The organism is Paenisporosarcina sp. NPDC076907, from assembly GCF_050269735.1.
In the GTDB taxonomy this organism is placed as follows: Bacteria; Bacillota; Bacilli; order Bacillales_A; family Planococcaceae; genus Paenisporosarcina.
Genome location: NZ_JBNNIX010000002.1, coordinates 411424 through 437344, shown reverse-complemented (window position 1 = coordinate 437344; position 25921 = coordinate 411424). Strand labels below are relative to the sequence as shown.

The window sequence follows — 25921 nt, the reverse complement described above, 5'->3', positions numbered from 1 at the left end:
TCGCGGCTTTTGGCTACACCCAACTACTTTTAATACATGCACCACTTATTTTATTATTTGTCCGTAATCGATTTACGATATTTTTTTTATTAAGCTATGTAGCTGTAGCCGTTTTTTTCTTTATGCATGCACAAGACAAGATGTCGATCAAACCAGATGAGATTGCTCACGAAGATATTTTTACCTGGACTTCGACTTATACAATCAATGGCTCAAAATTAAGAGGATTTGCTGTCAATCAGCATAAAGAAAAGTGGTATTTGACCTACTCTTTTGAATCTGAAAAAGAGAAGGTCTCTTTTCTGAATCAGTCTTTGACAGGTGCAGCTTTCTTGATGAAGGGTCAAGAAACCGAATTGCCGTTGCCTGCTCATGAATATGGTTTCGATATGCACACCTATTTAATAAGCCATGGGGCTGAAGGAATGTTGTCGATCATCTCAATGAAACAAGTCTCACAGCCGGAAGGAGTAGCCGGTTGGATTGCCCAGCAGCGGTTTCAAATGGAAAAGCATATTGAACTTCATTTTCCACTTTCACTTCAAGCAGAAACCAAGGCGCTTTTACTTGGTTCGAGAGATGATGTGGACCCACAACAAAGCCGAGCCTATCAAATACTTGGTATCACACATTTATTTGCTATTTCAGGACTGCATGTGGCATTCCTGACCTTTATTTTTTACCAATCGCTTCTGAGACTGTCAATCCGAAAAGAAGTCGCTGTGTGGTGTTTGCTGATCTGTTTGCCAGTCTATGCTAGTTTAGTAGGGGGAGCTCCATCTGTGTGGCGGGCGGTGGGGGTGGTAGAAATACTATTACTCTCAAGACAGTTTCATATGCGCTTGGCAATACAGGACGCTTTTGCCATCAGTTTACTTCTATATATTTATTTGCAGCCAGGAGTGTTGCTTCAAGTTGGCTTTCAATTGTCGTATGTGGCAGCCGCTGTATTGCTATTTTCTTCACCTTTTATACAAGTTCAATCGACAGTGTTCAAGCAATCTTTCTGGATTACATTTCTTTGTCAGATCGGGGTTGCACCGATTCTTCTTTATCACTTTTATGAAATATCTCTTTCCTCTTTTGTGGTTAATCTTCTGTTTGTACCGCTCTTTTCCGTCATTATTTTACCTATTAATCTAGTGCTATTTCTATTTACGTTCATCCTCCCGTCTTTAGCAGATTTCCTATTCATCCTATATGAACCTTTAAGAATGGCTCTCACCACCTTCATTCTGAAACTGGCTTCCTTGCCTCATCAGTTGTGGAATCCCGGCAAATTATCAAACTGGCAAATGGTACTTGCATTTACAGGTGTATTTGGTACATTTTTTGTTCTTGAGCTTCAATACTCTTTTAAACGTCTCGCGTTGACATTAGGTTTACCGGTTATCATCATACAGGGTTCACTTTATTTCGACTCTGCAATCGAAGTAACGTTCCTGAACGTTGGTCAAGGAGATGCAACACTAATTGAGCTCCCGCACCGTCAAGGAACCATTTTGATTGATTCAGGAGGATTATTGCGGTTTGATCAAGCTGCTTGGAAACATTCTGGCAGCCCTTTTGAAATGGGAAGGGAAGTTATTGTGCCTTTTCTGAAAGGACGGGGCATTCATACGATTGATACATTTATATGGACACATGCGGATAGTGACCACGTTGAAGGGGCCGAAGAAATACTGGAGGAAATGAATGTAAGAGAAATACATGTAACGCCTGGAGCTATTGCCGAAAATTCATTGCAACAAGCTTTACAAACAGCATTGACTAAAAATATTCCGGTCAAAGAAAAAATGGCGGGGGATGGTTTTCAAATTGGTGATTCTCAATTCACCTATTTATCACCACAAGATACTATGTACGAAGGCAATGATGATTCTCTCGTCCTCTATTTAAAACATGACTTGTTTACAGCATTGTTTACGGGAGATTTAGAACAAGATGGAGAAGAGGATTTACTGAAAAGTTATGCAGAATTGCAATTTGTCATGTTACTAAAAGCAGGGCACCATGGCAGTAACACATCGAGCTCCGAGGCATTTTTAGATAAGCTTCAACCTAGACTCACCATTTTCTCAGCAGGTCAAAACAACCGTTATGGGCATCCAAGTAGTGAAGTGGTTGAGAGATTCAAGGACTTTCATTTGCCAACGCTAACGACTGCTGATGTAGGCTCCATACATGTCCGCTATGATAAACGAATAATGACTGTACAAACGTCATACGAAAAAAGCATAAAAAAAAGAGACCTTTCAAAATGAGAAGTCTCTTTTCTTGCTTATTTTGTAATGAAGTCAATTACAGTCGCAATGGTGAAAATCGCTGCAAAGAAAACAAAAGATACAACGAAACCAATACCCGAGTCAACCACATCGTTACGTCTGGTTTGGACATTCTTTTCAAATTCGTTCATTGCTACCCCTCCTAATTCAAATTAATTATAAGTGATTGCTTCGGAAAAATCCATAAACAACAAGTTTTTTTCAGTGATTTCAAGTGAATGACACATTTTGTTCAAACACCTGTGGTTTTTAATTTCATGTATAATGAAAGGGAAGGTGTGTCAGAGGAGGTTCTTTATGTTCTCAAGTATTTGGAAAAAAATTCAACACGGTGAATTCAGCCCGATTTATTTGCTTGTCGGCACTGAGCATTACTTTTTCGACGAAACGATCCGTCGTCTGAAAGAATCACTTAATCAATCCGGGGAAACGGATGTCCTGGTCTTTGATTTAGATGAAGTGCCCGTTCAGCATGTAATAGAAGAAGCGGATACCATCCCGTTTTTTACAGATCGTAAATTAATTATCGCCAAAAATGCCTCATTTTTAAAAGCGACAGAAAAAGGAAAAGAAAAAATAGATCATGATTTAAAATCATTTGAAAATTGGGTTCAGCACCCATCTGAAACAGCAATCACAGTTTTTATAGCTCCTTATGAAAAATTGGACGAGCGTAAAAAAGTGACAAAACTGATGAAGGATAAAGCTCTGTTACTGGAAGCGAAACCATTGGAAGGAAATGATCTAACCGTCTGGGTGCAATCAATCGTTTCGAAGGAACACAAAAGCATGACGGCAGATGCCATAGCCCGATTGATTGAAACGGTAGGACAGGACTTAGTCCAACTTCAGTCAGAATTACATAAGATGGCAACCTATATTGGGGAAGAACCCGAAATCACTAAAGATGTCGTGGAATTGTTGATGACGCGCACATTGGAACAGGATGCTTTCCAGTTGCTCAATGCGTATCTGCGCGGAGATACAACAACGGCATTGTCAGTCTACCATGATTTGTTGCGTCAAAAAGAAGAACCGATCATGTTGACTGCATTGCTCGCGTCACAAATTCGCCTCATGTCGAATGTTCGCTATCTACAAAAGAAAGGCTACCATGCGCAGGCAATCGCGAAGCAATTAAAAGTCAATCCGTACCGAGTCAAACTGATTGTCGAAAGCAGACAGCAAGTAGGGGAAGAACGATTACTCGAAGTACTGCATCGACTTGCAAGTGCTGACTATCAATTGAAAACCAGCAGCGGCCGTCGTGAACGTATCCTGGAATTATTTTTAATGAATCGTTTATAAATAAATGGACTTGAATCGCATTATTAAAAGCGAATCAAGTCCGTTTTTTTTATTGGAGGCTATGTTAAATGTTGCTGTTGATATTCCGCAAAACAGCTACGCTTTCCGCGGGCTTGCGCCGAACTAACTCGGACTTAATGTCCGAGTGGATTTCAGCACTTCGCTGTTCCCGCAGGAGTCTTCGCTGTTTTGCTTCATATCACTAAATCGTAAGTTAAGTCATTTCCCTGTTTACTATAATGATTGTAGTAGAATCCGGCGACTCCAGCGGAATCAGCGTGTCTAAACTAGACCCCACAATGAGCATCGCGAATGAAGAGGCTAGTGGACCGCCCGCGGAAAGCGTCCGCATGGAACGTAAATCAACAATCTCGTTTAACTGAGCTTTATTGAAAAAGGTTCCATAAAATTTCACGTCTGAGAATATTTCATTGACGTGTGAAAAAATGAAGTCCACGTCTGAATAAATGGACATGACGTCTGAAAAATAGTCGTTCACGTCTGAAAAATAAATTCTGCATCCAGTAAAAGTCAAAAAAAGACCAGATTCGGCAATCGAATCTGGTCTTTCATATAATTACGCTTTTTTCATTAACTGAGCTTTTTTACGAGCCGCTGTGTTTTTATGAATTAATCCTTTAGAAGCTGCTTTATCTACTTGCTTGATAGCAGATTGTAAAAGTTCTTTTGCGTTTTCTTCGTTGTTAAGAGAAGCATTTTCAGCTTTCTTAACTGCTGTACGCATTGTAGACTTCGTGTGAGAGTTTTGTGCGTTAGCAGAAGCATTCGTTTTTACACGTTTGATCGCAGATTTGATGTTTGGCATATCTTTCACCTCCTATAAAAGGTCCGAGATAAAGAGATTCTCGAGTTTAAGCGTTTTTGCGCATTTATGGCGCTATTTGCTTTAAGTATTAGATCAGTAATATCAATACAACAAGCATTATTTTAACAAACCAAAAATTAAATTGCAATAGATTCACGCAAAGAATATTTACTTGACACCTTGGGCAAACTTTTTTTGAGGTGATTTAGATGGAATTACGTAATTTAATGCGGACGGATTTAATTGATGAAGCAACCGAAGTGGTTCAGCATCGAACAGAAAAAGAGAAAGATACATTGTATGAAACGCCAGGAATTCAAATGAATGAAGAACGCAAAGGCCGTGTTCATATAACCCATATTGAAACCGATGAAGAAGGGGCAACGTCGATTGGTAAAAAAGCAGGGACGTATATTACGTTATCGGTCCCCACATTGACAGCTGAAGACGACGAAGGTTTCAAGGAACTAGAACAACAATTTATTCAATCACTGGAAGATATTCATAAGCAACTGAATTTTACTGCACAATCCAAAGTTCTTATTATTGGGTTGGGTAATCGGACGATTACGCCGGATGCAATTGGTCCTTTAGCCATTGACCGTTTCCATGAAGAAATGTTTCATTTTCCATTCGAAACAGGACAAGTCGTTTTTTATGCACCAGGAGTAACAGGTCAAACTGGTCTGGAAACAGGTGAGTTTGTCAAAGCGATTGCAGAGCATGTCAAACCGGATTTAATTTTGATTATTGATGCGCTGGCAGCTAGAAATCAAGACCGCCTCTGTAAAACCATTCAGTTGACCAATACCGGGATTCATCCTGGTTCAGGTGTCGGGAATGCACGTAGTGAAATCTCACACGAATCGTTGGGTGTTCCTGTCACTGCAATCGGTGTACCAATGGTTGTAGATGCGCCGGTGCTAGTTGTTGACGCAATTGAGACGGTATTCAAAGTGATTTCTGCCCAAATTGGGGAAACCACGAAACCTTCTTCTGCACTATCTGTGGGATCTTGGTTGAGAAGCACAGATGAACCCGTCAATGTTGAAGCCATTAAACCGATTTTCGGTGAATGGGCAGGCTGGTCGAGCGATGAAATCCGAGCGCTCTTACAAGAAGTATTGCCTCCTCATCATCAACAATTATTTGTAACACCAAAAGAAACTGATACATGGGTGGTAAGGCACGCAGACATGATTCAAGCTGGTGTTATGAAGTGGCTTCAAGAGGATATTTTTAGTTCTAACCGACTCTAGTCCTACGTAAGTTGTAGGAGGAGGGGTGAACAATGCGCAAAACATTGCAGAAAGTCATGAGTTTCTATCTATTTTTATTTTTAATGCCAATATTAATGATTAAACTCCCCATGCTCGCCTTTGGAAGCAATGCAACTGAAAAGGTTGAAACTCAACCAGTAGCGTACGCAGCAAATGTAACGAAAGAAATCACAAATGAACCGACAAAAGAAATCACAGTGAATCCAACAGCTAATCCCATTAATGTTTTGTTGTATTTCACACATATTCAGGAATCGTATCAGCCGATCGTTGAAAAGAAATTAGGTCTGAAAGAAGTTAATTATCACCCTACCGCCAACATATCAAATGTAGGTGACCTTGTCGTCCAACATTTCAGTTTGAATGGCGATACGGTCGATGTGCTGGAATTTGACAATATGAATCGTATGCAAATTACCGGCGCCTATACAAAAATCCGACCATATTTGCAAAAGCAATTAGCCGACAATCACTATGATGTTCTATTAGATATTCATCGTGATTCCATCAAACGCGAAAAGACAACAACACAGTTTAACGGGACGACATATGCAAGAATGTCGTTTGTTGTAGGAGCTGAACATGCAAACTACAAATTGAATGAAGCCTTTGCAAAAGCAATTTCCAATGAAGTGAATGGAATGGTTCCAGAAATCTCCAAGGGTGTATTGCAAAAAACCAGAGATACTGGGAATGGGGTTTATAATCAAGATCTTTCAAGCCGCTCACTTTTGGTTGAACTGGGTGGAATTGAGAATACGGAAGAAGAAATCAATCGGACCATTGCCATCCTGACAAAGGCAATTTCCAACTTCTTTGAGGAGACGTCTGAAACCTAACATTGAAGAAAGACTTGTTCACTGCTATAATTCTAGATAGTTTAATTAGGAGTGGACATTGCATGAATCGAGAAGAACGTAACAAACGTCAACAGAATATCCGAAATTTTTCAATTATCGCCCATATCGATCACGGTAAATCAACTTTAGCCGATCGAATTTTAGAACAAACAAAAGCATTGACTTCAAGAGAAATGAAAGCTCAACTTCTCGATTCAATGGATTTAGAACGTGAACGTGGGATTACAATCAAGTTGAATGCTGTTCAACTGAACTATCGCGCAAAAGATGGCGAAGATTACACGTTCCATTTAATTGATACACCGGGACACGTCGATTTCACATATGAAGTATCCCGAAGTTTGGCTGCCTGTGAAGGGGCAATTCTCGTTGTAGACGCTGCGCAAGGAATCGAAGCGCAGACGTTGGCTAACGTTTATTTAGCGTTGGACAATGAACTTGAAATTTTACCGGTCATCAATAAAATTGATTTACCGGCAGCTGATCCAGAACGCGTTCGCGGAGAAATTGAAGAAGTTATCGGTCTTGATGCTTCTGAAGCAGTTCTTGCTTCCGCAAAAGCTGGAATTGGGATTGAAGAAATCCTGGAACAAATCGTTGCTAAAGTGCCCGCTCCAACTGGAGACCCTGAGGCACCTTTAAAAGCACTTATTTTTGATTCCCTTTATGATCCTTACCGTGGTGTAGTAGCTTATATACGCGTAATGGAAGGAACGGTCCGCCCTGGGGACAAAATCCTCATGATGGCAACCGGAAAAGAATTTGAAGTGATTGAAGCGGGTGTGTTTACGCCTAAGGCAACACTTCGTGACGAATTGACTGTAGGAGACGTAGGTTTCCTAACAGCATCAATCAAAAATGTTGGAGATACACGTGTAGGGGATACAATCACACATGTTGCAAATCCTGCTACTGAATCCTTACCTGGTTACCGTCGTTTGAATCCGATGGTGTACTGTGGTTTGTACCCAATTGACACGTCAAAATACAATGACTTACGCGATGCTTTGGAAAAACTGGAGTTGAATGATGCAGCGTTACAATTCGAACCCGAGTCTTCTCAAGCGCTTGGATTTGGCTATCGTTGTGGATTCCTTGGTCTTCTACATATGGAAATCATTCAAGAACGTTTAGAGCGCGAATTCAATATTGATTTGATTACGACTGCTCCAAGTGTAATTTATGATGTTCATATGACAGATGGTCAGATTAAAAAAGTGGACAACCCGTCAATGATGCCGGATCCACAAAAAATCGACCGTATTGAAGAACCTTACGTAAAAGCTACCATCATGGTGCCGAACGATTTTGTTGGTGTGGTTATGGAACTTTGTCAAAAGAAACGCGGTAATTTCATGACGATGGATTACATCGACAAAACGCGTGTAAGTATCATTTATGAAGTGCCATTATCTGAAGTTGTTTACGATTTCTTTGATCAATTGAAATCAGGGACGAAAGGTTATGCGTCATTTGATTATGAGTTGATCGGATACAAACCTTCGAAACTTGTGAAGATGGATATCCTATTGAACGCAGAACAAGTGGATGCTTTAAGCTTTATCGTGCACAATGACTTTGCTTACGAACGCGGAAAAATTATTGTTGAGAAATTAAAGAAATTAATTCCTAGACAACAATTTGAAGTGCCGATACAAGCAGCAATCGGACAAAAAATTGTCGCACGTTCGACAATCAGTGCCATCCGTAAAAACGTTCTTGCTAAATGTTACGGTGGAGATATTTCTCGTAAACGTAAACTTCTTGATAAACAAAAAGAAGGTAAGAAACGTATGAAACAAGTAGGTTCAGTTGAAGTGCCTCAAGAAGCGTTCATGGCTGTACTGAAAATGGATGAAGATTGATTAAAATATGGTTGTTAATGGAGGCTACTAGTTGGCCTCCTTTTTCTATAAGAAAGAAGGAAATGCCATGATTAAAGGAGCTTATATTCACATTCCTTTTTGTCATCAAATATGTCACTACTGTGATTTCAATAAAGTATTCTTTAAAAATCAACCCGTCGACGAGTACATAGAGACGCTCGGGATGGAAATGAAGATGTTTGCTGAAAAATATAAAGAACATTTACATATGGAAACCATCTTTCTAGGTGGTGGAACGCCAACCGCATTAAGTGCGGACCAATTAGAAAGATTGTTCGAGCTGATTAAACAGTATTTACCGATGCAGTATGTACAGGAATTTACTTCTGAAGCAAATCCGGATGAATTGACCCATGATAAATTAGTGGTCATGAAAAACAACGGAATTAATCGTCTTAGTTTGGGTGTCCAAAGTTTTGATGCGGATATATTAAGCCGATTGGGCCGGACGCATTCTAACGAACATGTATATAAAACGATTCAGATGGCGAAAGACATTGGCTTCACGAATATTAGCATTGACTTAATGTATGGTTTACCTGGCCAAACGATGGATCAGTGGAATTTTACTTTGCAAAAAGCTTTAGAACTGGATTTGCCGCATTACTCCGCCTATTCATTGATTGTAGAACCAAAGACCGTTTTTTATAATTTAATGACTAAAGGCAAGCTGATTTTACCAGGTGAAGATCTAGAAGCTGATATGTATGGGGTATTGATGGATGCTATGGAATCAAAAGGTACTCAACAATATGAAATCAGTAATTTTGCAAAGCCGGGGTTCCATTCAAAACATAACAACTTATATTGGGACAATGTAGAATACGCAGGATTTGGGGCAGGGGCTCATGGTTATGCTTTAGGAAATCGATATGCAAATATCGGTCCGATCAAAAAATATATGGACGCACTATTAAGTGGTGAGTTCCCGATAAATTCTACACACGAAGTGACAGCTGTTGAACGTATGGAAGAAGAAATGTTTTTGGGCTTACGAAAAGTGTCAGGAATTGATAAAAAACTGTTTCAAGATAAATTCGGCAAATCACTGGAAGAAATGTATGGACAAGTAATATCCAAACATATGGATACTGGCTCAATAATTGATACTCATGAGTGTGTCGCTTTAACTCGAAAAGGAAGATTTATCGGAAATGAAATTTTCCAATCTTTTTTAATGGAATAAATAATCGTATCCGTTGACTTTAGTCAACGGATTTGATAATTTATGTATGAGTATTAGCACTCACAAGTGATGAGTGCTAACAGAGGTGATAATCATGTTAACGAACCGACAATTGCTAATACTGCAAGTAACAGTTGATGACTTTATTCAGACTGCTCAACCTGTGGGATCAAGGCAACTATCTAAAAAAGAAGAAGTGCCGTTCAGTCCTGCTACGATTCGAAATGACATGGCTGATTTAGAAGATTTAGGTTATTTGGAAAAAACGCATACGTCGTCTGGTCGAATTCCTTCTGAAAAAGGGTATCGATTTTATGTTGATCATTTGCTTACGCCTCAACTTGCATCTTCAGATGACATGCAGCAAATTCAATCTGTCTTCCACGAAAGAATTACAGAGACGGAACAAGTCATTCAGAAAACGGCCATGATTTTGTCCGAACTGACGAGCTATACGTCGATTTTGCTGGGACCTGATGTACGCAAACACCGAGTTAAACGATTCTCAATCGTTCCTTTAACAAATGATTCGGCAGTCGCAATTATTATTACTGATTCAGGTCATGTAGAAAATCGATTGTTCCAATTGCCTCAAGGGCTGACAGCATCTGATATTGAGAAGATGGTAAACATTTTAAATGAACAGCTGACCGGTGTTCACTTGCATGAACTTCAACGTGTGCTAGAAAAAGAAACGGCCGCTTTATTAAAACAGCATATTGGTCGTTACGGTGAACTCATGGCTTCATTTGGCGCTGCTATCTCAAGCCCACATGAAGAAAAAGTATTCTATGGCGGCAAATCGAAACTGCTTCATCATCCAGAATTCAGTGACCTTCATAAGGCACGGGGTTTAATTACAATGATGGATCAGGCAAATCAAATTTCATCTCTGTTTTCGCCGAACCAAGCGGGTATTCATATTCGAATTGGTTCTGAAAATAACTTGATGGAAATGGAAGACTGCAGTGTGATCACAGCATCTTACACCATTGGGGAAGAACAAATGGGCTCCATTGCTATTATTGGCCCAACAAGAATGGATTATCGACGAGTCGTCACTTTATTGGATGTGATGAGTGGGGATTTGTCTCGTGAACTCACACGCATTCTGCGTGGCTCACGATAAAGAAGGAGGAAATAAACGTGTCGCAATCTGAAGAAAAAGAAGTTGTCTCAAACACGGAACAAGAAACCGTGGAACCTTCTGAACAAGCAACTGGTGTTGAAGAAGAACTAGCAAACCAGGAAACAAACAGTGACGAGCCAAATGAGCTCGAATTGTTACAAAAACAATTGGATGAAGAAACAAACCGTCATTTGCGTTTGCGTGCAGACTACGAAAACTTTAAACGTCGAGCACATTTAGACCGTGAAGCTGCGGATAAATATAAAGCACAGAACTTGCTTTCAAACTTATTGCCAGTACTTGATAACTTCGAGCGCGCGATGCAAGTTGAATCAGCTTCGGAAGAATCACAATCATTGCGTAAAGGCTTAGAAATGGTCTACAAGACATTGGTTGAAGCTACTGAAAAAGAAGGATTGCAAGTAATTGAAGCAGAAGGCGTTGAGTTTGATCCTAATTTACACCAAGCAGTTATGACGGATTCGGACGACTCAAAAGAATCTGGCATCGTGTTACAAGAGTTGCAAAAAGGGTACAAGTACAAAGATCGCGTACTTCGACCTACTATGGTAAAAGTGAACGAATAACCTAACTTTCAAACATCTAGGAGGAATAATAGAATGAGTAAAATTATCGGTATTGACTTAGGTACAACAAATTCATGTGTGGCAGTTCTTGAGGGTGGAGAACCAAAAGTAATTCCAAATCCAGAAGGTAACCGTACAACTCCATCGGTTGTAGCATTTAAAAATGGCGAACGCCAAGTTGGGGAAGTAGCGAAACGTCAATCAATCACAAACCCAAATACAATTCAATCAGTTAAACGTCATATGGGTACAGACCATAAAGTGAAAGCTGAAGATAAAGAATATACACCTCAAGAAGTTTCTGCAATGATTCTTCAATACCTAAAAGGTTATGCAGAAGATTACTTAGGTGAAAAAGTAACAAAAGCTGTTATTACAGTACCTGCTTACTTTAATGATGCAGAGCGTCAAGCAACTAAAGATGCTGGCCGTATCGCTGGTTTAGAAGTAGAGCGTATTATTAACGAACCAACTGCCGCAGCACTTGCTTACGGTTTGGATAAAATGGATCAAGATCAAACAATTTTAGTTTATGACCTTGGTGGTGGTACGTTTGACGTATCGATCCTTGAATTAGGCGATGGCGTATTCGAAGTGCGTTCAACTGCTGGTGACAACCGTCTTGGTGGAGATGACTTTGACCAATTATTAATGGATTATTTCGTTGCTGAGTTCAAAAAAGAAAACGGCATTGATTTATCTAAAGATAAAATGGCTACACAACGATTGAAAGATGCAGCAGAAAAAGCGAAAAAAGATCTTTCTGGTGTAACTTCTACTCAAGTTTCATTGCCATTCATCACGGCTGGCGAAGCAGGTCCTCTTCACTTAGAAATAACTTTAAGCCGCACGAAATTTGACGAATTAACTGCTTCTTTAGTAGAACGTACAATGGTACCAACTCGTCAAGCATTAAAAGATGCTGGCCTTTCACCTTCACAAATCGACAAAGTTATTTTAGTTGGTGGATCTACTCGTATCCCAGCGGTACAAGAAGCAATCAAAAAAGAAACAGGCAAAGAACCACATCGTGGCGTTAACCCGGATGAAGTAGTAGCAATGGGTGCTGCTGTTCAAGGTGGCGTATTGACTGGAGACGTTAAAGACGTAGTACTTCTAGACGTAACTCCACTATCACTTGGTATCGAAACAATGGGTAGCGTGTTCACGAAGTTAATCGAACGTAACACAACAATTCCAACATCTAAATCACAAACATTCTCGACAGCAGCAGATAATCAACCAGCTGTAGACATTCATGTTTTACAAGGTGAGCGTCCAATGGCAACTGACAACAAAACTTTAGGTCGTTTCCAATTGGCTGATATTCCACCAGCACCACGTGGCGTACCTCAAATCGAAGTTACTTTCGATATCGATAAAAATGGTATCGTAACAGTTAAAGCGAAAGACTTGGGAACTCAAAAAGAACAAAATATCACGATTCAATCAAATACAGCTTTAACTGACGAAGAAATCGATCGTATGGTGAAAGAAGCGGAAGCAAATGCTGAAGCGGATAAAGCGCGTAAAGAAGAAGCTGAATTGAAAAATGAAGCAGATCAAATGGTCTTCATGACTGAAAAAACATTAAAAGACTTAGAAGGCAAAGTTTCTGAAGAAGAGAAGAAACAAGCTGAAGATGCAAAAGACGAGTTAAAAGCGGCTCTAGAAGCTGGCAACTTAGAAGAAATTCGCACGAAAAAAGACAAGCTGAATGAAATCGTTCAAGCATTGACTATGAAAATGTACGAACAAGCTGCTGCTGAAGCTCAAGGAGCAGAAGGCGCTGAAGGTACTAAAAAAGATGATGGTGTCGTAGACGCTGAATTCGAAGAAGTAAACGACGATAAATAAGAAAAGCGGAGCTAGGTGAACATGGCCGATACCGGCGCTGGAAAGTCCGAATCGGAAACTCCGTTTTCGAATGAGGGCTTGAAGCTTAGGTGCGGCCAACCTAGCGAGCTAGACAGTAAGAATTTGAAGAGGAGGAATATACTCTCTTCCCTTCCTTACAACCGAAAAAGTCAAAGTCTGGAATACCGACTTTGGCTTTTTCAATGTCTTTGGCATTGCGGATAAACGCGTGTTACAATAGATGCTATCCCGCAATATGTTGTCATATTTTTTTGAGAAAAAACGACAACTAATAGCTCGAATGGTTGCGACAAATACACTGAAAATGCAGTTTTTTATGAAAGTTTGATCAGGAGTGTGACGAATGAATAAACGAGATTACTATGAGGTACTTGGATTAACAAAAAGTGCTTCAAAAGAAGAGATAAAAAAAGCGTATCGAAAATTGTCGAAACAATTCCATCCCGACATTAACAAAGAGGCGGATGCAGTCGATAAATTCAAAGAAATAACAGAAGCATATGAAGTGTTGAGCGATGATCAGAAAAAAGCTCAATATGATCAGTTCGGTCATGCTGGCCCTAATCAAGGATTTGGTGGATTCGGAGGCGGTGGAGACGGATTCGGATTCGATGACATTTTCAGTTCATTCTTTGGTGGTGGAGGATCACGTCGTCGTGACCCAAATGCCCCGCGTAAAGGCGATGATCTACAGTATTCAATGACCATCGATTTTGAAGAAGCTGTCTTCGGCAAAGAGACTGAAATTGAAATTCCAAAAGAAGAAACGTGTGATACTTGTCACGGAAATGGTGCGAAACCAGGTACATCACCTGAGACTTGTCATCACTGTCAAGGAACTGGCCAGTTAAATGTGACCCAAGATACACCTTTCGGACGTATGGTGAATCGCCGTGCGTGTCATCACTGTCAAGGTACAGGTAAGTTAATTAAAGATAAATGTTCAACTTGTCATGGTCAAGGCAGTGTGAAAAAACGCAAGAAAATTAAAGTCACAATTCCTGCTGGTGTTGATGATGGTCAACAATTGCGAGTTTCCGGACAAGGGGAGCCAGGCAAAAATGGCGGACCAGCTGGCGATTTATATGTAGTGTTCCGCGTTAGACCTCATGATCGCTTTGAACGTGACGGAGATGACATTTATTTCGAATTGAAATTAACTTTCCCTCAAGCATCTTTGGGCGATGAAATTGAAGTGCCAACAGTAAACGGTAAAGTGAAATTAAAAATTCCAGCCGGAACACAATCAGGTACGACTTTCCGCTTAAAAGGAAAAGGCGTGAAGAACGTTCATGGTTACGGAATCGGTGATCAACACGTAGTAGTGAAAGTGATGACGCCATCTAAATTAACTGAGAAACAAAAACAACTGTTAAGAGATTTTGCTGAAATCAGTGGCGACATCCCTGAAGAACAAAGCAGTTCATTATTTGATAAAATCAAACGCACGATAAAAGGTGACTAAGGAGTTGACGCAGGTGAAGTGGTCAGAGCTATCCATTCATACGACGCATGAAGCGGTAGAAGCAGTTTCGAATATCTTGCACGAAGCAGGAGCAAGCGGTGTTGTCATTGAGGATTCAGAAGAGTTCGCACGAGAACGAGAGGATCGATTCGGTGAAATTTATGCTTTGAATCCAAATGATTTCCCGACAGAAGGAGTAATTCTGAAAGCTTATTTACCTGTTACAAGTTTTTTAGGTGAAACAGTCGAAGAAGTGAAGCTCGCGATCAATAACCTGATCAATTACGATATCAACATTGGCGAAAACGTTGTGAAAATTAGTGAGGTCAACGAAGAAGAATGGGCAACTGCATGGAAGAAATACTATCATCCAGTGAAAATTTCGGAACGCTTTACGATTGTGCCTACTTGGGAAACATACGAACCGGTTTCAACAGATGAATTGATTATTGAACTGGATCCGGGAATGGCATTCGGTACAGGAACTCATCCGACAACCGTCATGTGTCTTCAAGCACTTGAGAAGACCGTAAAACCTGGTGACTATGTTACAGATATCGGCACTGGCTCGGGTGTCTTGGCAATCGGTGCAGCTTTGCTTGGAGCAAAACATGTGCATGCACTTGATTTGGATGAAGTAGCTGTGCGTTCTGCTAAAATCAATGTCAAACTGAACAAAGTTCAAAAAACGACAGATGTAGTCCATGGCAACTTACTGGATACTGTCAAAGAGCCATCTGATGTTGTTGTGGCGAATATTTTAGCTGAAATCATCATGTCCTTTACTCAAGATGCATTCAAGGTCGTCAAAGAAGGCGGATTGTACATTACTTCAGGAATCATCGGAGCGAAAAAAGACGATGTAAAGCAGTCACTTGAAGCGGCTGGCTTTACGATTCAAGAAGTCATGATGATGGAAGACTGGGTAACAATCATTTCTAAGAAACCAGTGAAGGAATAAAGGATCGATGCAAAGATACTTTATTCAAGAACCATTTGTTGATGAAATGGCTGTCATATCTGGTGAGGATGCCAAACATATTCAAAAAGTTATGCGTATGCAAGAAGGCCAATCCATCATTATTGTTTCTGAAGGGCAGGCTTATGAAGCAACAATTGAACGTTTCGATGGACAGGATGTCCGGGTGAAAAAATCATTGGATGCGTTGCGCTCAAACGAGCTGTCTATCCAAGTAACAATCTGTTGTGGCTTACCAAAAGGTGAAAAATTGGATTTGATTACGCAAAAAGCAACGGAACTTGGGATGCATGAACTCATTCTGTTCGAAGCGGAACGTTCTATTGTGAAATGGGACGCTCAAAAAGGCAGTAAAAAACAGCAACGTCTACAAAAAATTGCAAAAGAAGCCGCAGAACAATCTCACCGGAATGTAGTTCCGAGCATTCAAGATATTGTGACTTTTAAGCAATTACTTCAGATAACTGAGAAATACGATGTATGTTTCGTTGCAGATGAAGAAGACGCGAAGCTGGAAAAAAGAACTCGTTTTGCTGAAATATTATCAAAAATGAATGGTCAGCATTCTATCTGTGTTGTATTTGGACCAGAAGGGGGATTGTCCCGAACTGAAATACAAGCATTAATGGAGCGGGGATTCCAATCCATTTCATTAGGGCCGCGTATTTTGAGAGCGGAAACTGCTCCTTTGTATGTACTATCTGCCATTTCATATGAATTTGAATGAGAAGATTAAATCTTGGTTATGCTAAATCCGTGGATTAGCGCGATTGATCGAACCGGTCAAAGACTTCGTCATCAAAAAAATCCAGTACATTTCGGTGTACTGGATTTTTATTGCGAATAGGAAATTATCTGTGGAGATGTGTTTCTTTTAATGTAGAATCGTTTTTAACGCGAATAATGCAGTAATTAGCGCGAATAGCATCTCCAAATTCGCGAAAAGACCATTTCACAATTGGCTTTATGCCAACTTTATGTGATTTTTAGTGAAAAGCAATGACTATCATGGTAAAATGAAGAGGTACGGACAACTTCCGAAAGGGTGAAACCATTTTGACTACAAATATTGCGTCAATGATCGATCATACATTATTAAAACCTGAAGCTACTAAAGAGCAAGTGGAAAAACTTTGTGCAGAAGCAAAAGAATACACATTTGCATCTGTTTGTGTAAATCCAACTTGGGTAAAAACATCTGCTGAACTTTTAACAGGAACTCCTGTAAAAGTTTGTACAGTAATCGGTTTCCCACTTGGTGCATCTACACCTGAAACGAAAGCATTTGAAACAACGGATGCAATCAATAACGGTGCTGGTGAAATTGATATGGTATTGAATGTGGGCGCTTTGAAATCTCAAGACCTTGATTTAGTAAAACGCGACGTAGAAGCAGTAGTTAATGCTGCTAAAGGGAAAGCAATTGTGAAAGTAATTTTAGAAACTTGTTTGCTAACTAAAGAAGAAATTAAAGTTGCAAGCCAATTGTCTAAAGACGCTGGAGCTGATTTCGTTAAAACATCTACTGGTTTTTCTACAGGTGGAGCAACATTTGAAGATGTTGCATTGATGCGCGAAGTAGTTGGACCAGACCTTGGTGTGAAAGCATCTGGCGGCGTTCGTAGCTTGGAAGATGTTCAAAAAATGATCGAAGCAGGGGCTACACGTATTGGTGCAAGCTCAGGAGTTCAGATCATTCAAGGGTTAACTTCTAACTCAGACTATTAATTATCGAGAACGTATTGACCAAAATGATATGATACGATATAATTTTGGAGTACATAACACTAGGTTATGTATTGACGTGTGTTCGGAGGGAGGGAAAGAGAGATGTCAAAAACTGTCGTTCGCAAAAACGAATCGCTTGAAGATGCTCTTCGCCGCTTCAAACGTACTGTTTCTAAAAGTGGAACAATACAAGAGGTAAGAAAACGCGAGTTTTATGAAAAACCAAGTGTAAAGCGTAAAAAGAAATCAGAAGCTGCGCGTAAGCGTAAATTCTAATTTAATCTTTACGTAATCTTGAATCGCGATTTTCATGGGTACAAAGCGTAAAGCGTAAAAAGAAATCAGAAGTTGCGCGTAAACGTTAGTGATCAATTCCTTTAATCCCTACGTTCATAACACGTACTACTTGATGACTAAAGAAATTCCATATGTAAGCCGAGAAATCTACGGATTTCTCGGCTTATTTTATTTTCCCTCTAATATGAGGAGACGTATGTTTTATACGACTTACATTGAATGGACGGAACGTTGAAAGTGGATGAAAATTATTTTTGACTGGATGGAATCTTCCTCGGGACGGAAAGACAAATGCACTTGATCATAACTCACTTATAAATCTTCGCAATTTCACACTAAGTCACAAACTTTAAAACTATCACTCAATGCCCTGCTATTTTTCCACATTATTTTTTTCTTTATGAATCTTTTTTCCTGTTCATCCGTACATACTATAGAAAGCCGAATTGTTACATAGATAAGGAGGGGCGTTATGAGGTGGACGCGGTTCGTAAGTGGGTATTTACTGCTTTTCATTTCCATTCTATTAATCTTGCCTAGCTTGCCCGTCAACGCATCGGAAATTTACCGGATTCCTATAACGGATGAAGTGGAAAAAGGTCTTTATGCCTTTTTGCAACGTGCTTTTGAAGAAGCAGAAGAAGCAGATGCTGATGTTGTGATTTTAGACATCAATACGCCTGGTGGATTTGTGGATTCTGCTGAAAACATCGCGAAGTTAATGGATGAAACGCCATTGAAAACGGTCGCATTTATCAATCAAAATGCGTTATCAGCCGGTGCTTTTATTGCCTTGCATGCAGATGAAATTTACATGGTGCCAAGCGGACGTATCGGAGCTGCAAAAGTAATAGATGGAGCGGGGAACGCTGCGGAAGAGAAGGCCAATAGTGCTTGGTTGACATCGATGAAAACAGCAGCGGAATCATCCGACCGTGATCCTCTCTACGCTTTGGCGATGGCAGATGAATCTATAGACTTACCAGAATACCGTGCGGGAGAAGGGAAACTTCTAACGTTGTCAGCTACTGAAGCTGAAGAAGTTGGCTATTCTGAGGGAACTGTTGCTTCATTCGAGGAATTATTGAAGGAATTGGAGCTGAATAAAGCTAATGTTACTTCAGTAAATGAAACTTTTGCTGAGAAAGTAGCGCGCTTTGTTACGGATCCAATTATTGTTCCCATTCTTTTATCGATCGCAAGTTTAGGATTGGTTGTTGAATTATATTCACCTGGATTTGGTGTGGCTGGAACAATGGGATTGACTGCGATTGGACTATTCTTTTTCGGTCATATGGTTGCGGGGTTGGCAGGTTATGAATCCATTATTCTATTTGTCATTGGAGTCGGGTTTATAATAGCTGAGCTGTTCCTCCCTGGTGCGGTTGCAGGTATTATAGGGGCAGCATTAATTATCGGTAGTATACTTCTTGCGGGGGGAAATGTGTTCCACATGGGAATTGCCGTGTTGATCGCATTGATTGTCGCAATTGTAGGAATGGTGATACTTATGAAATTTTTTGGAAAGAACCTCAAGCTGTTCAATAAAATTATTTTGAAAGATGCCACGGATACAGAACATGGTTATGTTTCTAACGTCAACCGGTATGAATTATTAGGTAGAATGGCTGTAAGCATGACACCACTCCGTCCTTCTGGAACAATTATGCTGGATGGTGAAAGAATCGATGCAGTCACTGAAGGTGGTTACGTGGATGCAAATAAAGTTGTAAAAATTATCAAAGTTGAAGGCTCCCGTACAGTTGTCCGGGAAGTCAAAGAAGAGGAGAATGAAGCATGATTGAAGGAATTACTGGAAGCACAATCGGCATTATCATTGCCATTATAGCCGCATTCATACTACTGGCTATATTCATGACGTTTGTACCTATTGCGTTATGGATCTCGGCATTGGCAGCTGGTGTACGCATCAGCATATTTACATTAGTGGGGATGAGATTACGACGAGTTATTCCACAACGCATAGTCAATCCATTAATTAAAGCTCATAAAGCAGGACTTACCGTCTCAATTAATCAACTAGAAAGTCACTATTTAGCGGGTGGTAATGTTGACCGAGTTGTAAATGCATTAATCGCCGCTCATAGAGCAAATATTGATTTGCCATTCGAACGTGCAGCAGCAATTGACCTTGCAGGCCGTGATGTACTGGAAGCCGTTCAAATGTCTGTTAACCCGAAAGTGATTGAAACGCCGTTTATTGCCGGTGTAGCTATGAATGGTATTGAAGTGAAAGCAAAAGCACGTATTACTGTTCGTGCTAATATCGATCGTCTAGTTGGTGGTGCGGGTGAAGAAACAATTGTAGCCCGTGTAGGTGAAGGGATTATCTCAACAATTGGTTCTAGTGAAAATCATAAAAGAGTTCTTGAAAACCCAGATATGATTTCTCAAACTGTATTATCAAAAGGTCTTGATTCTGGTACGGCTTTTGAGATTTTATCCATTGATATCGCGGACGTTGATATCGGTAAAAACATTGGTGCCGAACTTCAAACAGAGCAAGCGGAAGCTGACAAGAAAATTGCGCAAGCTAAGGCTGAAGAACGTCGCGCAATGGCTGTAGCTACTGAACAAGAAATGATTGCCAAAGTTCAGGAAATGCGTGCAAAAGTAGTTGGAGCAGAAGCAGAGATTCCTTTAGCTATGGCAGAGGCTTTACGTGAAGGAAATATCGGAGTTATGGATTATATGAATTATAAAAATCTACAAGCAGATACAAGCATGCGCGATTCAATCAGTAAAATGGGTGGCGATAAATCTAAAACTGATCTAACTAAAGATTAACCTGAATCAGTAGCCCTTTAAGGAGGGATTCGACAGTGGAACCAATCATTTTTGCGATTCTTGCATTTGTTATTAGTGCGATTTTCAAACGGAAAAATGCAAGTGATGATGGTGGGAAAACAAAACCATTTCTGCCTCAATCGCCAAATCAACAATCCATGAAAAAGCTTGAAGATTATGCGAAAGAAATATATGGAGATGTGCAAAAACAAATCTCTGAAAGACAGACCCGAACAGCAACAAAACCTGAAGTGATCCAGCAATTGAAGCAAGTGAAAGAAACTGTTTTGCCGGTTAAGGAAAAAGCGAAAACAGCTCCAACATTAGCTGCTCGTCCAGGAAGACTTTCCTTGCACCAGTCAAAAGAAGACATCAGAACGACATCTTCTGATTCAATTTCACTGGTACCGTCTTCAGAAAAGGAACTGCTTCAAGCGATTGTTTTTTCTGAGATTTTAGCTCCTCCAAAATCGAAGCGTTAACTCATGACCTCCAATCTGTCAGCATATGCTGATGGAAAGGAGGTCTTTTATTGTTAAACAATCATCTGCAATTGACCCCATTTATCCATATTGATGACTTTCAATCTATTCGTGTGAATGGACCCTTTGAATTATTGTCACTCAGTCCTCATTCATGTCAGTTAAAGGGACAAGGATTTGCTTTGACCATAGAATCAGGCGAAACGATTATTTCCACCATGAATGAAGATGAAGTCACAATCAGTGTTCGAGATTTAACCAAACTGGAACTACGAAAATTGGATATGGTCTAATGGCATCTTTAGAAAGCCGTCGAAAAATCACTTGTCAATTAAAGCCCCATGATCAAACATACTCATTTCTTCAAGCTTTAAAGCTAAATAAAGTTTACATAATAAAATTATCTACAAATAAATCAGGAACTACTTTTATGATTTATGAAAAAGATATTCCGAAGGTCCGTAAAATCAGAAAGAAGTACAGAATATCAATCCATTTCTCTCGACCAGATCATTCAAGCGTACTTCAATTTCATTGGTCAGTGCTCGCAGGATTGTTTGGATTCATTTTAGTTCCATATATCTGTTCTTTATTTTTATGGCAAATATCAATTGAAGATGAATCAGATGAACGGCAAGTGAAACTCGAACAGGAACTACATGAATTAAATGTAATCGAAAGAAAGAGCTTGAAATCACTGGTCCCGGATTCTGAAATTCGCCAAGTTATTTTAGCAAACAATCACGATCTTTCCTGGATTCATATTAAACGTATCGGAGCAAAAATGCATATTACTTCTGTTCCCGCTCCTGTGATTATCCGTGATCAAGTAGATGAAACCGCACCTTCGAATTTGGTGGCTCTGCGTAAAGGCGTCATTACCCATTATGATCTCCGCTCAGGAGAGCGTTTGATACCATTACATGAAACGGTAAAAAAAGGAGATATGTTAGTAACGGGGATACTGAAACAAGGAAATAAAAATTTAATTGTTGGGGCAGAGGGGCAAGTGTTTGCCGACTATTGGCTTGAAATGTCTTTTCAATTACCAACAAAAATTATCTATGATAAGTTCGTATCCGAAGAAGTGAAAATTCTACAAGTGTCTAAGCCATGGAAAGCTTTCAAAAAAGAGCAAAGTGTAGAACATCTGATTGAAATATTCAAAAGTGTTTTCCGGGTAGAGCGTAATACAATTGTTGAAAAATCTTCAGTGACTGTAAATGAACAGTGGATTAAAGAAGCATTTTTGCCCATGTTAAGAATGAGAACAGCATCCAGTTTGTCATCAAATGGAAAGATTAAGGATGAAAAAGTTTTACACATGACCTGGTCAAATGATACAGTAAAAGGGAAAGTACTGTATTACATGAATGATAATATTGCAGGTAAAAGACCTATACATCAAGGAGACTGAGAATGCAGGAAGAACTATATACGGAATTACACGTTCAAGATCCAAATGAAGCCATCTTACTGCTAGGAATTTCTGATGGCAATATGAAATTAATTGAACAAGAGCTGGGCGTTCAAGTGATCACCAGAGGCGAAGCGATTCGTCTTGTAGGGGATGTCGAAAAGCGTGCGGTTGCTAAACAACTGATCGAACAACTATTAAAAGTTATAAAAAAAGGAATAAATATTAATCAACGTGACGTAAGTACGGCTATTGAAATGAGTACTGCTGGAACTTTAGAATATTTCGCAGAATTGTACGATGAAGAAATTGCGCGTAATGTAAAAGGGAAAGCGATTCGTGCTAAAACAATCGGTCAACGTGAATACATTCATGCCATTCGCCATAAAGATCTGGTGTTTTGTATTGGACCTGCGGGTACCGGGAAAACCTATTTGGCAGTCGTGCTTGCCACTCAAGCATTAAAAAATGGTCATGTTAAACGCATTATCTTGACCCGCCCTGCTGTTGAAGCAGGCGAGAGCTTAGGATTCTTACCAGGGGATTTGAAAGAGAAAGTAGATCCTTATTTACGTCCTTTATACGATGCTCTTCATGATGTGCTCGGAACAGAACAAACTACGCGCTTTTTGGAAAGAGGAACGATTGAAATTGCGCCTCTCGCTTATATGCGTGGACGTACACTAGATGATGCATTTGTCATTTTGGATGAAGCTCAAAATACGACAAAAGCTCAAATGAAGATGTTTTTAACACGATTGGGCTTCGGCTCGAAGATGGTGATCACTGGCGACAAAACGCAAATCGATTTACCGCGAGGTGCAGAATCCGGCTTGAAAGTAGCCGAGAAAATTTTGCACAATGTCAGTGGCATTCACTTCCAAATGCTCGAACAAGGAGACGTTGTACGTCATCCTCTTGTCGCAAAAATTATCCATGCATACGAAGAACAGCAGCCGGAATAAGGCTGCTGTTTTTTTTACTTTAGCTCTTGTTAATATTTTCTGTTGTTTAATTTACATCAGTAGACTCAAATTTCGTATGGGCCACCTTTTAGTTTGAATACCACATGCTTGCAGTTCTCCCTCATCACACTCTAGTCAAGTCAGCTGAAAATATGAGTATGCTCTTTTTGAAACTTTAGAGTTTTGGAGCAACTTTTCCAAAATAGGAGGAACTTTCATTGTTTTTGGAGCAACTTTTCAAATTTGAGAGCAACTTTCACTGGTTTTGGAGCAACTAACCAATCCACCACAAAACATAAAAAAAATAACCTTAGAAAAACTATATTAAACAAGTAATCTTACATTGAGTGATTAGCTTCGATGTATTGTATTTCTTGAATCTTTTACAATAGTCGGTGTAATGATAGAAAATTCTTGATATGATAGTAGGTAGAAGATGGGGTGATGCAGTGGACAGCTGGGTTAAGAAAATGCAGTCACTAGTGGGCTACCGAACATTTACAGTTTTAACGATTGTTTTAACAGGTTTACTCCTTTTTTTACTACTCATAAATGGAGTCAGACCCGAAAAATATGATATAAAAGAGTTTCATTTATCAAACGATACAATTCGTTCTATCAAAACGGTTGAAGATCCTGTGAAAACGGAAGAAGAGCGTCAAAGAGCCGCTTCAGAAGTTACAAGTGTTTACCAATTTTCCGAAGAAATTGGCGAAAATCGTGCAGCGATTGTTACGTCAGTAATTGATTATGTTTTGGAAGAAAAAGCAGAGTCAGTTGAATCGTTAGCTCCGATAGAAAAGCAAGTAAATGACTTGAAGGAAAATCTCAATGTACTGGAAACAGATGGCGAAGGAATTCGCTTTACAGATGGCGCTTTGGTTTCATTACTCTTATTGGATAATGAATCTTTAATCAATTTAAGAGATTCTCTCACTGCTTCCATCCGCGATATTATGAGTAAACCGATACGTTCGGAGCAAGTGGCCAATGCTAAAAATGAAATCGAAAGACGCATCCGCGGAAATTTGGAAATACCGGAGAGTGTGTTGCCAACAGCGGTATTAATTGGCCGATATAGCATTAATGAAAATGAAACATTAAATGAAGAATTAACCGAAGCACGAATTGAACAGGCCAGAGCAAGTATTGAGCCAACCCGGATTCTCCAAGGACAAGTAATTGTTCAGGAAGGCCAGATTATCGATCGGGAAGTGTTTCGCCAACTAAAACTTCTAGGAATGCTTACCAATCAATCTTCAATGAAACCAATTCTCGGACTTATTCTTTTTATTTCGCTTTGTATGTGGCTACTACATATTCAAATGACAAAATGGCGTGCCAGTAAAGAAGAAAGGCAACGTGCCCTTCTTGTGGTCATGCTGATTTTAATTATGTCGGTTATCGGGATGAAATTAATTAGTTTAGTTTCGGATAACTTTGATGTTTCAATCGCTTTTCTTTTCCCAACCGCATTAGCTCCAATGCTTGTGCGTTCATTGATTAATGAACGCTTTGCCGTTTTGATGGCTTTTTTAACTGCAGCAATTGCAGGAATCGTATTCCAAGAAGGTTATTCCGTCGTTCTTCAAATGGAGATCGCTCTTTATCTTTTGTTTGGTGGACTTGCTGGTCTATACGTGATTCAAGGAGCGGAAAAACGGTCACACTTACTGCAAACGAGTTTAAGCGTAGCGGTTGTCAATTTTGTTTTTATGGCTTTCTATTTATTAATGACCCAATCAGACTATGGAGTCAGCGAATTGTTGTTTTACGGCATTGCCGCTATTACATCAGGTCTTTTATCCGGTGCTTTGACCATCGGAATGTTGCCATTCTTTGAATCAGCTTTCGGTTTAATTTCCACGATGAAACTGATTGAGCTATCGAATCCGAATCATCCATTGTTGAAAAAAATCTTAACGGAAACTCCAGGAACCTATCATCATAGTGTGATGGTCGCAAATTTGGCTGATGCAGCCTGTGAATCCATTGGGGCTGATGGCTTACTAGCACGAGTCGGGTGTTACTATCATGATATCGGAAAAACAAAACGCCCTGGATTTTTCATTGAAAATCAAATGAGTCACGCCAACCCTCATGACTCATTGCCCCCAGAAACAAGTCGGGATATCATATTATCCCACGGAAGTGATGGAGCGAAATTACTGCAAAAACACAAAATGCCGAAAGAAATCATTGATATTGCGGAACAACATCATGGCACCAGTTTATTGAAATATTTTTACTATAAGGCAAAAGAGGAAGGGCAATCTGTCAATGAAAGAGATTATCGTTATGCAGGTCCTAAACCTCAGAAAAAAGAGACGGCCATTATTTCCATTGCAGATAGTGTGGAAGCGGCAGTCCGTTCCATGAAGCATCCAACAGCAGAAAAAATACAGGAAATCGTCCATTCCATAATTAAAGACCGATTACATGATGGGCAATTCGATGAATGCGATTTAACATTAAGAGAACTCAAAACCGTGGAACGCGTTTTGTGTGAAACGTTGAATGGTATTTTCCATTCTCGAATTGAATACCCCCAATAA

General features: G+C 39.8%; 23 protein-coding genes. 21 read left to right on the top strand and 2 right to left on the bottom strand.

Annotation, left to right across the window (positions count from 1 at the left end; genetic code table 11):
- The first annotated feature begins 140 nt into the window (after positions 1-140).
- The gene (locus ACQKEV_RS09890) at positions 141-2264 is read left to right on the top strand and encodes a DNA internalization-related competence protein ComEC/Rec2 (RefSeq protein ID WP_427445522.1); all 2124 of its coding nucleotides are present in this window, start codon (positions 141-143) and stop codon (positions 2262-2264) included.
- A 17-nt stretch (positions 2265-2281) separates the two neighbouring features.
- On the opposite strand, the gene ACQKEV_RS09885 is transcribed toward ACQKEV_RS09890, so the two are convergent.
- Complete coding sequence (locus ACQKEV_RS09885; RefSeq protein ID WP_016426870.1) at positions 2282-2416, bottom strand: YqzM family protein; 135 nt, start codon at positions 2414-2416, stop codon at positions 2282-2284.
- A gap of 166 nt (positions 2417-2582) precedes the next feature.
- Between ACQKEV_RS09885 and holA the strand changes: the two genes are divergently transcribed.
- Positions 2583-3593: a DNA polymerase III subunit delta gene (gene holA, locus ACQKEV_RS09880; protein ID WP_427445525.1), complete on the top strand. Its 1011-nt coding sequence runs from the start codon at positions 2583-2585 to the stop codon at positions 3591-3593.
- A gap of 577 nt (positions 3594-4170) precedes the next feature.
- Here holA and rpsT read toward each other — a convergent pair.
- Positions 4171-4419: a 30S ribosomal protein S20 gene (rpsT, locus tag ACQKEV_RS09875; protein ID WP_016426872.1), complete on the bottom strand. Its 249-nt coding sequence runs from the start codon at positions 4417-4419 to the stop codon at positions 4171-4173.
- A 209-nt stretch (positions 4420-4628) separates the two neighbouring features.
- Between rpsT and gpr the strand changes: the two genes are divergently transcribed.
- The 19 genes from gpr to ACQKEV_RS09780 all read left to right on the top strand — a co-directional run bounded on the left by gpr (position 4629) and on the right by ACQKEV_RS09780 (position 25921).
- Positions 4629-5678, top strand: a complete 1050-nt coding sequence (gpr, locus tag ACQKEV_RS09870; protein WP_427445529.1) for a GPR endopeptidase — start codon at positions 4629-4631, stop codon at positions 5676-5678.
- A 32-nt stretch (positions 5679-5710) separates the two neighbouring features.
- On the top strand, positions 5711-6538 hold the full coding sequence (spoIIP, locus tag ACQKEV_RS09865) for a stage II sporulation protein P (RefSeq protein ID WP_427445531.1): 828 nt from the start codon (positions 5711-5713) through the stop codon (positions 6536-6538).
- Positions 6539-6600: 62 nt separating this feature from the next.
- Complete coding sequence (gene lepA, locus ACQKEV_RS09860; RefSeq protein ID WP_427445534.1) at positions 6601-8424, top strand: translation elongation factor 4; 1824 nt, start codon at positions 6601-6603, stop codon at positions 8422-8424.
- A gap of 67 nt (positions 8425-8491) precedes the next feature.
- Complete coding sequence (hemW, locus tag ACQKEV_RS09855; protein WP_427445536.1) at positions 8492-9631, top strand: radical SAM family heme chaperone HemW; 1140 nt, start codon at positions 8492-8494, stop codon at positions 9629-9631.
- Between the two features lie 94 nt (positions 9632-9725).
- Positions 9726-10760, top strand: a complete 1035-nt coding sequence (gene hrcA / locus ACQKEV_RS09850) for a heat-inducible transcriptional repressor HrcA (protein ID WP_427445539.1) — start codon at positions 9726-9728, stop codon at positions 10758-10760.
- 17 nt (positions 10761-10777) lie between these two features.
- On the top strand, positions 10778-11347 hold the full coding sequence (gene grpE / locus ACQKEV_RS09845; RefSeq protein WP_427445541.1) for a nucleotide exchange factor GrpE: 570 nt from the start codon (positions 10778-10780) through the stop codon (positions 11345-11347).
- Between the two features lie 33 nt (positions 11348-11380).
- Positions 11381-13204 (top strand): molecular chaperone DnaK, encoded by a 1824-nt coding sequence (gene dnaK, locus ACQKEV_RS09840; protein WP_427445544.1) that lies wholly within the window; start codon positions 11381-11383, stop codon positions 13202-13204.
- Between the two features lie 364 nt (positions 13205-13568).
- Positions 13569-14690, top strand: coding sequence for a molecular chaperone DnaJ (dnaJ, locus tag ACQKEV_RS09835; protein WP_427445546.1), 1122 nt, complete (start codon positions 13569-13571; stop codon positions 14688-14690).
- Between the two features lie 13 nt (positions 14691-14703).
- Entirely contained in the window at positions 14704-15651 is a 948-nt protein-coding gene (gene prmA, locus ACQKEV_RS09830) for a 50S ribosomal protein L11 methyltransferase (protein ID WP_427445549.1), read from the top strand.
- Positions 15652-15658: 7 nt separating this feature from the next.
- Positions 15659-16396 (top strand): 16S rRNA (uracil(1498)-N(3))-methyltransferase, encoded by a 738-nt coding sequence (locus tag ACQKEV_RS09825; RefSeq protein WP_427445551.1) that lies wholly within the window; start codon positions 15659-15661, stop codon positions 16394-16396.
- Positions 16397-16725: 329 nt separating this feature from the next.
- A complete protein-coding gene (gene deoC, locus ACQKEV_RS09820; RefSeq protein WP_427445554.1) occupies positions 16726-17397 on the top strand; it encodes a deoxyribose-phosphate aldolase in 672 nt (223 codons plus the stop codon).
- A 102-nt stretch (positions 17398-17499) separates the two neighbouring features.
- Positions 17500-17673 (top strand): 30S ribosomal protein S21, encoded by a 174-nt coding sequence (rpsU, locus tag ACQKEV_RS09815; RefSeq protein WP_016426884.1) that lies wholly within the window; start codon positions 17500-17502, stop codon positions 17671-17673.
- Between the two features lie 493 nt (positions 17674-18166).
- Positions 18167-19495 carry an NfeD family protein gene (locus ACQKEV_RS09810; protein WP_427445557.1) on the top strand — a complete coding sequence of 443 codons (1329 nt, stop codon included), beginning with the start codon at positions 18167-18169 and terminating at the stop codon, positions 19493-19495.
- The gene (gene floA / locus ACQKEV_RS09805) at positions 19492-20502 is read left to right on the top strand and encodes a flotillin-like protein FloA (RefSeq protein WP_427445560.1); all 1011 of its coding nucleotides are present in this window, start codon (positions 19492-19494) and stop codon (positions 20500-20502) included. Before ACQKEV_RS09810 ends, floA begins: the two co-directional genes overlap by 4 nt.
- A 35-nt stretch (positions 20503-20537) precedes the next feature.
- The gene (locus ACQKEV_RS09800) at positions 20538-20984 is read left to right on the top strand and encodes a hypothetical protein (protein ID WP_427445563.1); all 447 of its coding nucleotides are present in this window, start codon (positions 20538-20540) and stop codon (positions 20982-20984) included.
- A gap of 50 nt (positions 20985-21034) precedes the next feature.
- Positions 21035-21277: a hypothetical protein gene (locus ACQKEV_RS09795; RefSeq protein WP_427445566.1), complete on the top strand. Its 243-nt coding sequence runs from the start codon at positions 21035-21037 to the stop codon at positions 21275-21277.
- Positions 21277-22401 (top strand): sporulation protein YqfD, encoded by a 1125-nt coding sequence (locus ACQKEV_RS09790; RefSeq protein ID WP_427445569.1) that lies wholly within the window; start codon positions 21277-21279, stop codon positions 22399-22401. The genes ACQKEV_RS09795 and ACQKEV_RS09790 overlap by 1 nt, the downstream gene beginning before the upstream one ends.
- 2 nt (positions 22402-22403) lie before the next feature.
- The gene (locus tag ACQKEV_RS09785; protein ID WP_427445572.1) at positions 22404-23366 is read left to right on the top strand and encodes a PhoH family protein; all 963 of its coding nucleotides are present in this window, start codon (positions 22404-22406) and stop codon (positions 23364-23366) included.
- 470 nt (positions 23367-23836) lie between these two features.
- Positions 23837-25921, top strand: a complete 2085-nt coding sequence (locus ACQKEV_RS09780; protein WP_427457874.1) for an HD family phosphohydrolase — start codon at positions 23837-23839, stop codon at positions 25919-25921.

Excerpts from the sequence above, each read along its gene's own strand:
- ACQKEV_RS09825 (WP_427445551.1), top strand. The coding sequence starts at position 15,659 with ATGCAAAGATACTTTATTCAAGAACCATTTGTTGATGAAATGGCTGTC.
- hrcA (WP_427445539.1), top strand. The coding sequence starts at position 9,726 with ATGTTAACGAACCGACAATTGCTAATACTGCAAGTAACAGTTGATGAC.
- lepA (WP_427445534.1), top strand. The coding sequence starts at position 6,601 with ATGAATCGAGAAGAACGTAACAAACGTCAACAGAATATCCGAAATTTT.
- hemW (WP_427445536.1), top strand. The coding sequence starts at position 8,492 with ATGATTAAAGGAGCTTATATTCACATTCCTTTTTGTCATCAAATATGT.
- ACQKEV_RS09890 (WP_427445522.1), top strand. The coding sequence starts at position 141 with ATGTCGATCAAACCAGATGAGATTGCTCACGAAGATATTTTTACCTGG.
- dnaJ (WP_427445546.1), top strand. The coding sequence starts at position 13,569 with ATGAATAAACGAGATTACTATGAGGTACTTGGATTAACAAAAAGTGCT.
- ACQKEV_RS09885 (WP_016426870.1), bottom strand. The coding sequence starts at position 2,416 with ATGAACGAATTTGAAAAGAATGTCCAAACCAGACGTAACGATGTGGTT.
- rpsU (WP_016426884.1), top strand. The coding sequence starts at position 17,500 with ATGTCAAAAACTGTCGTTCGCAAAAACGAATCGCTTGAAGATGCTCTT.
- spoIIP (WP_427445531.1), top strand. The coding sequence starts at position 5,711 with ATGCGCAAAACATTGCAGAAAGTCATGAGTTTCTATCTATTTTTATTT.
- ACQKEV_RS09780 (WP_427457874.1), top strand. The coding sequence starts at position 23,837 with ATGCAGTCACTAGTGGGCTACCGAACATTTACAGTTTTAACGATTGTT.
- holA (WP_427445525.1), top strand. The coding sequence starts at position 2,583 with ATGTTCTCAAGTATTTGGAAAAAAATTCAACACGGTGAATTCAGCCCG.
- ACQKEV_RS09810 (WP_427445557.1), top strand. The coding sequence starts at position 18,167 with ATGAGGTGGACGCGGTTCGTAAGTGGGTATTTACTGCTTTTCATTTCC.
- gpr (WP_427445529.1), top strand. The coding sequence starts at position 4,629 with ATGGAATTACGTAATTTAATGCGGACGGATTTAATTGATGAAGCAACC.
- dnaK (WP_427445544.1), top strand. The coding sequence starts at position 11,381 with ATGAGTAAAATTATCGGTATTGACTTAGGTACAACAAATTCATGTGTG.
- floA (WP_427445560.1), top strand. The coding sequence starts at position 19,492 with ATGATTGAAGGAATTACTGGAAGCACAATCGGCATTATCATTGCCATT.
- ACQKEV_RS09785 (WP_427445572.1), top strand. The coding sequence starts at position 22,404 with ATGCAGGAAGAACTATATACGGAATTACACGTTCAAGATCCAAATGAA.
- rpsT (WP_016426872.1), bottom strand. The coding sequence starts at position 4,419 with ATGCCAAACATCAAATCTGCGATCAAACGTGTAAAAACGAATGCTTCT.
- ACQKEV_RS09790 (WP_427445569.1), top strand. The coding sequence starts at position 21,277 with ATGGCATCTTTAGAAAGCCGTCGAAAAATCACTTGTCAATTAAAGCCC.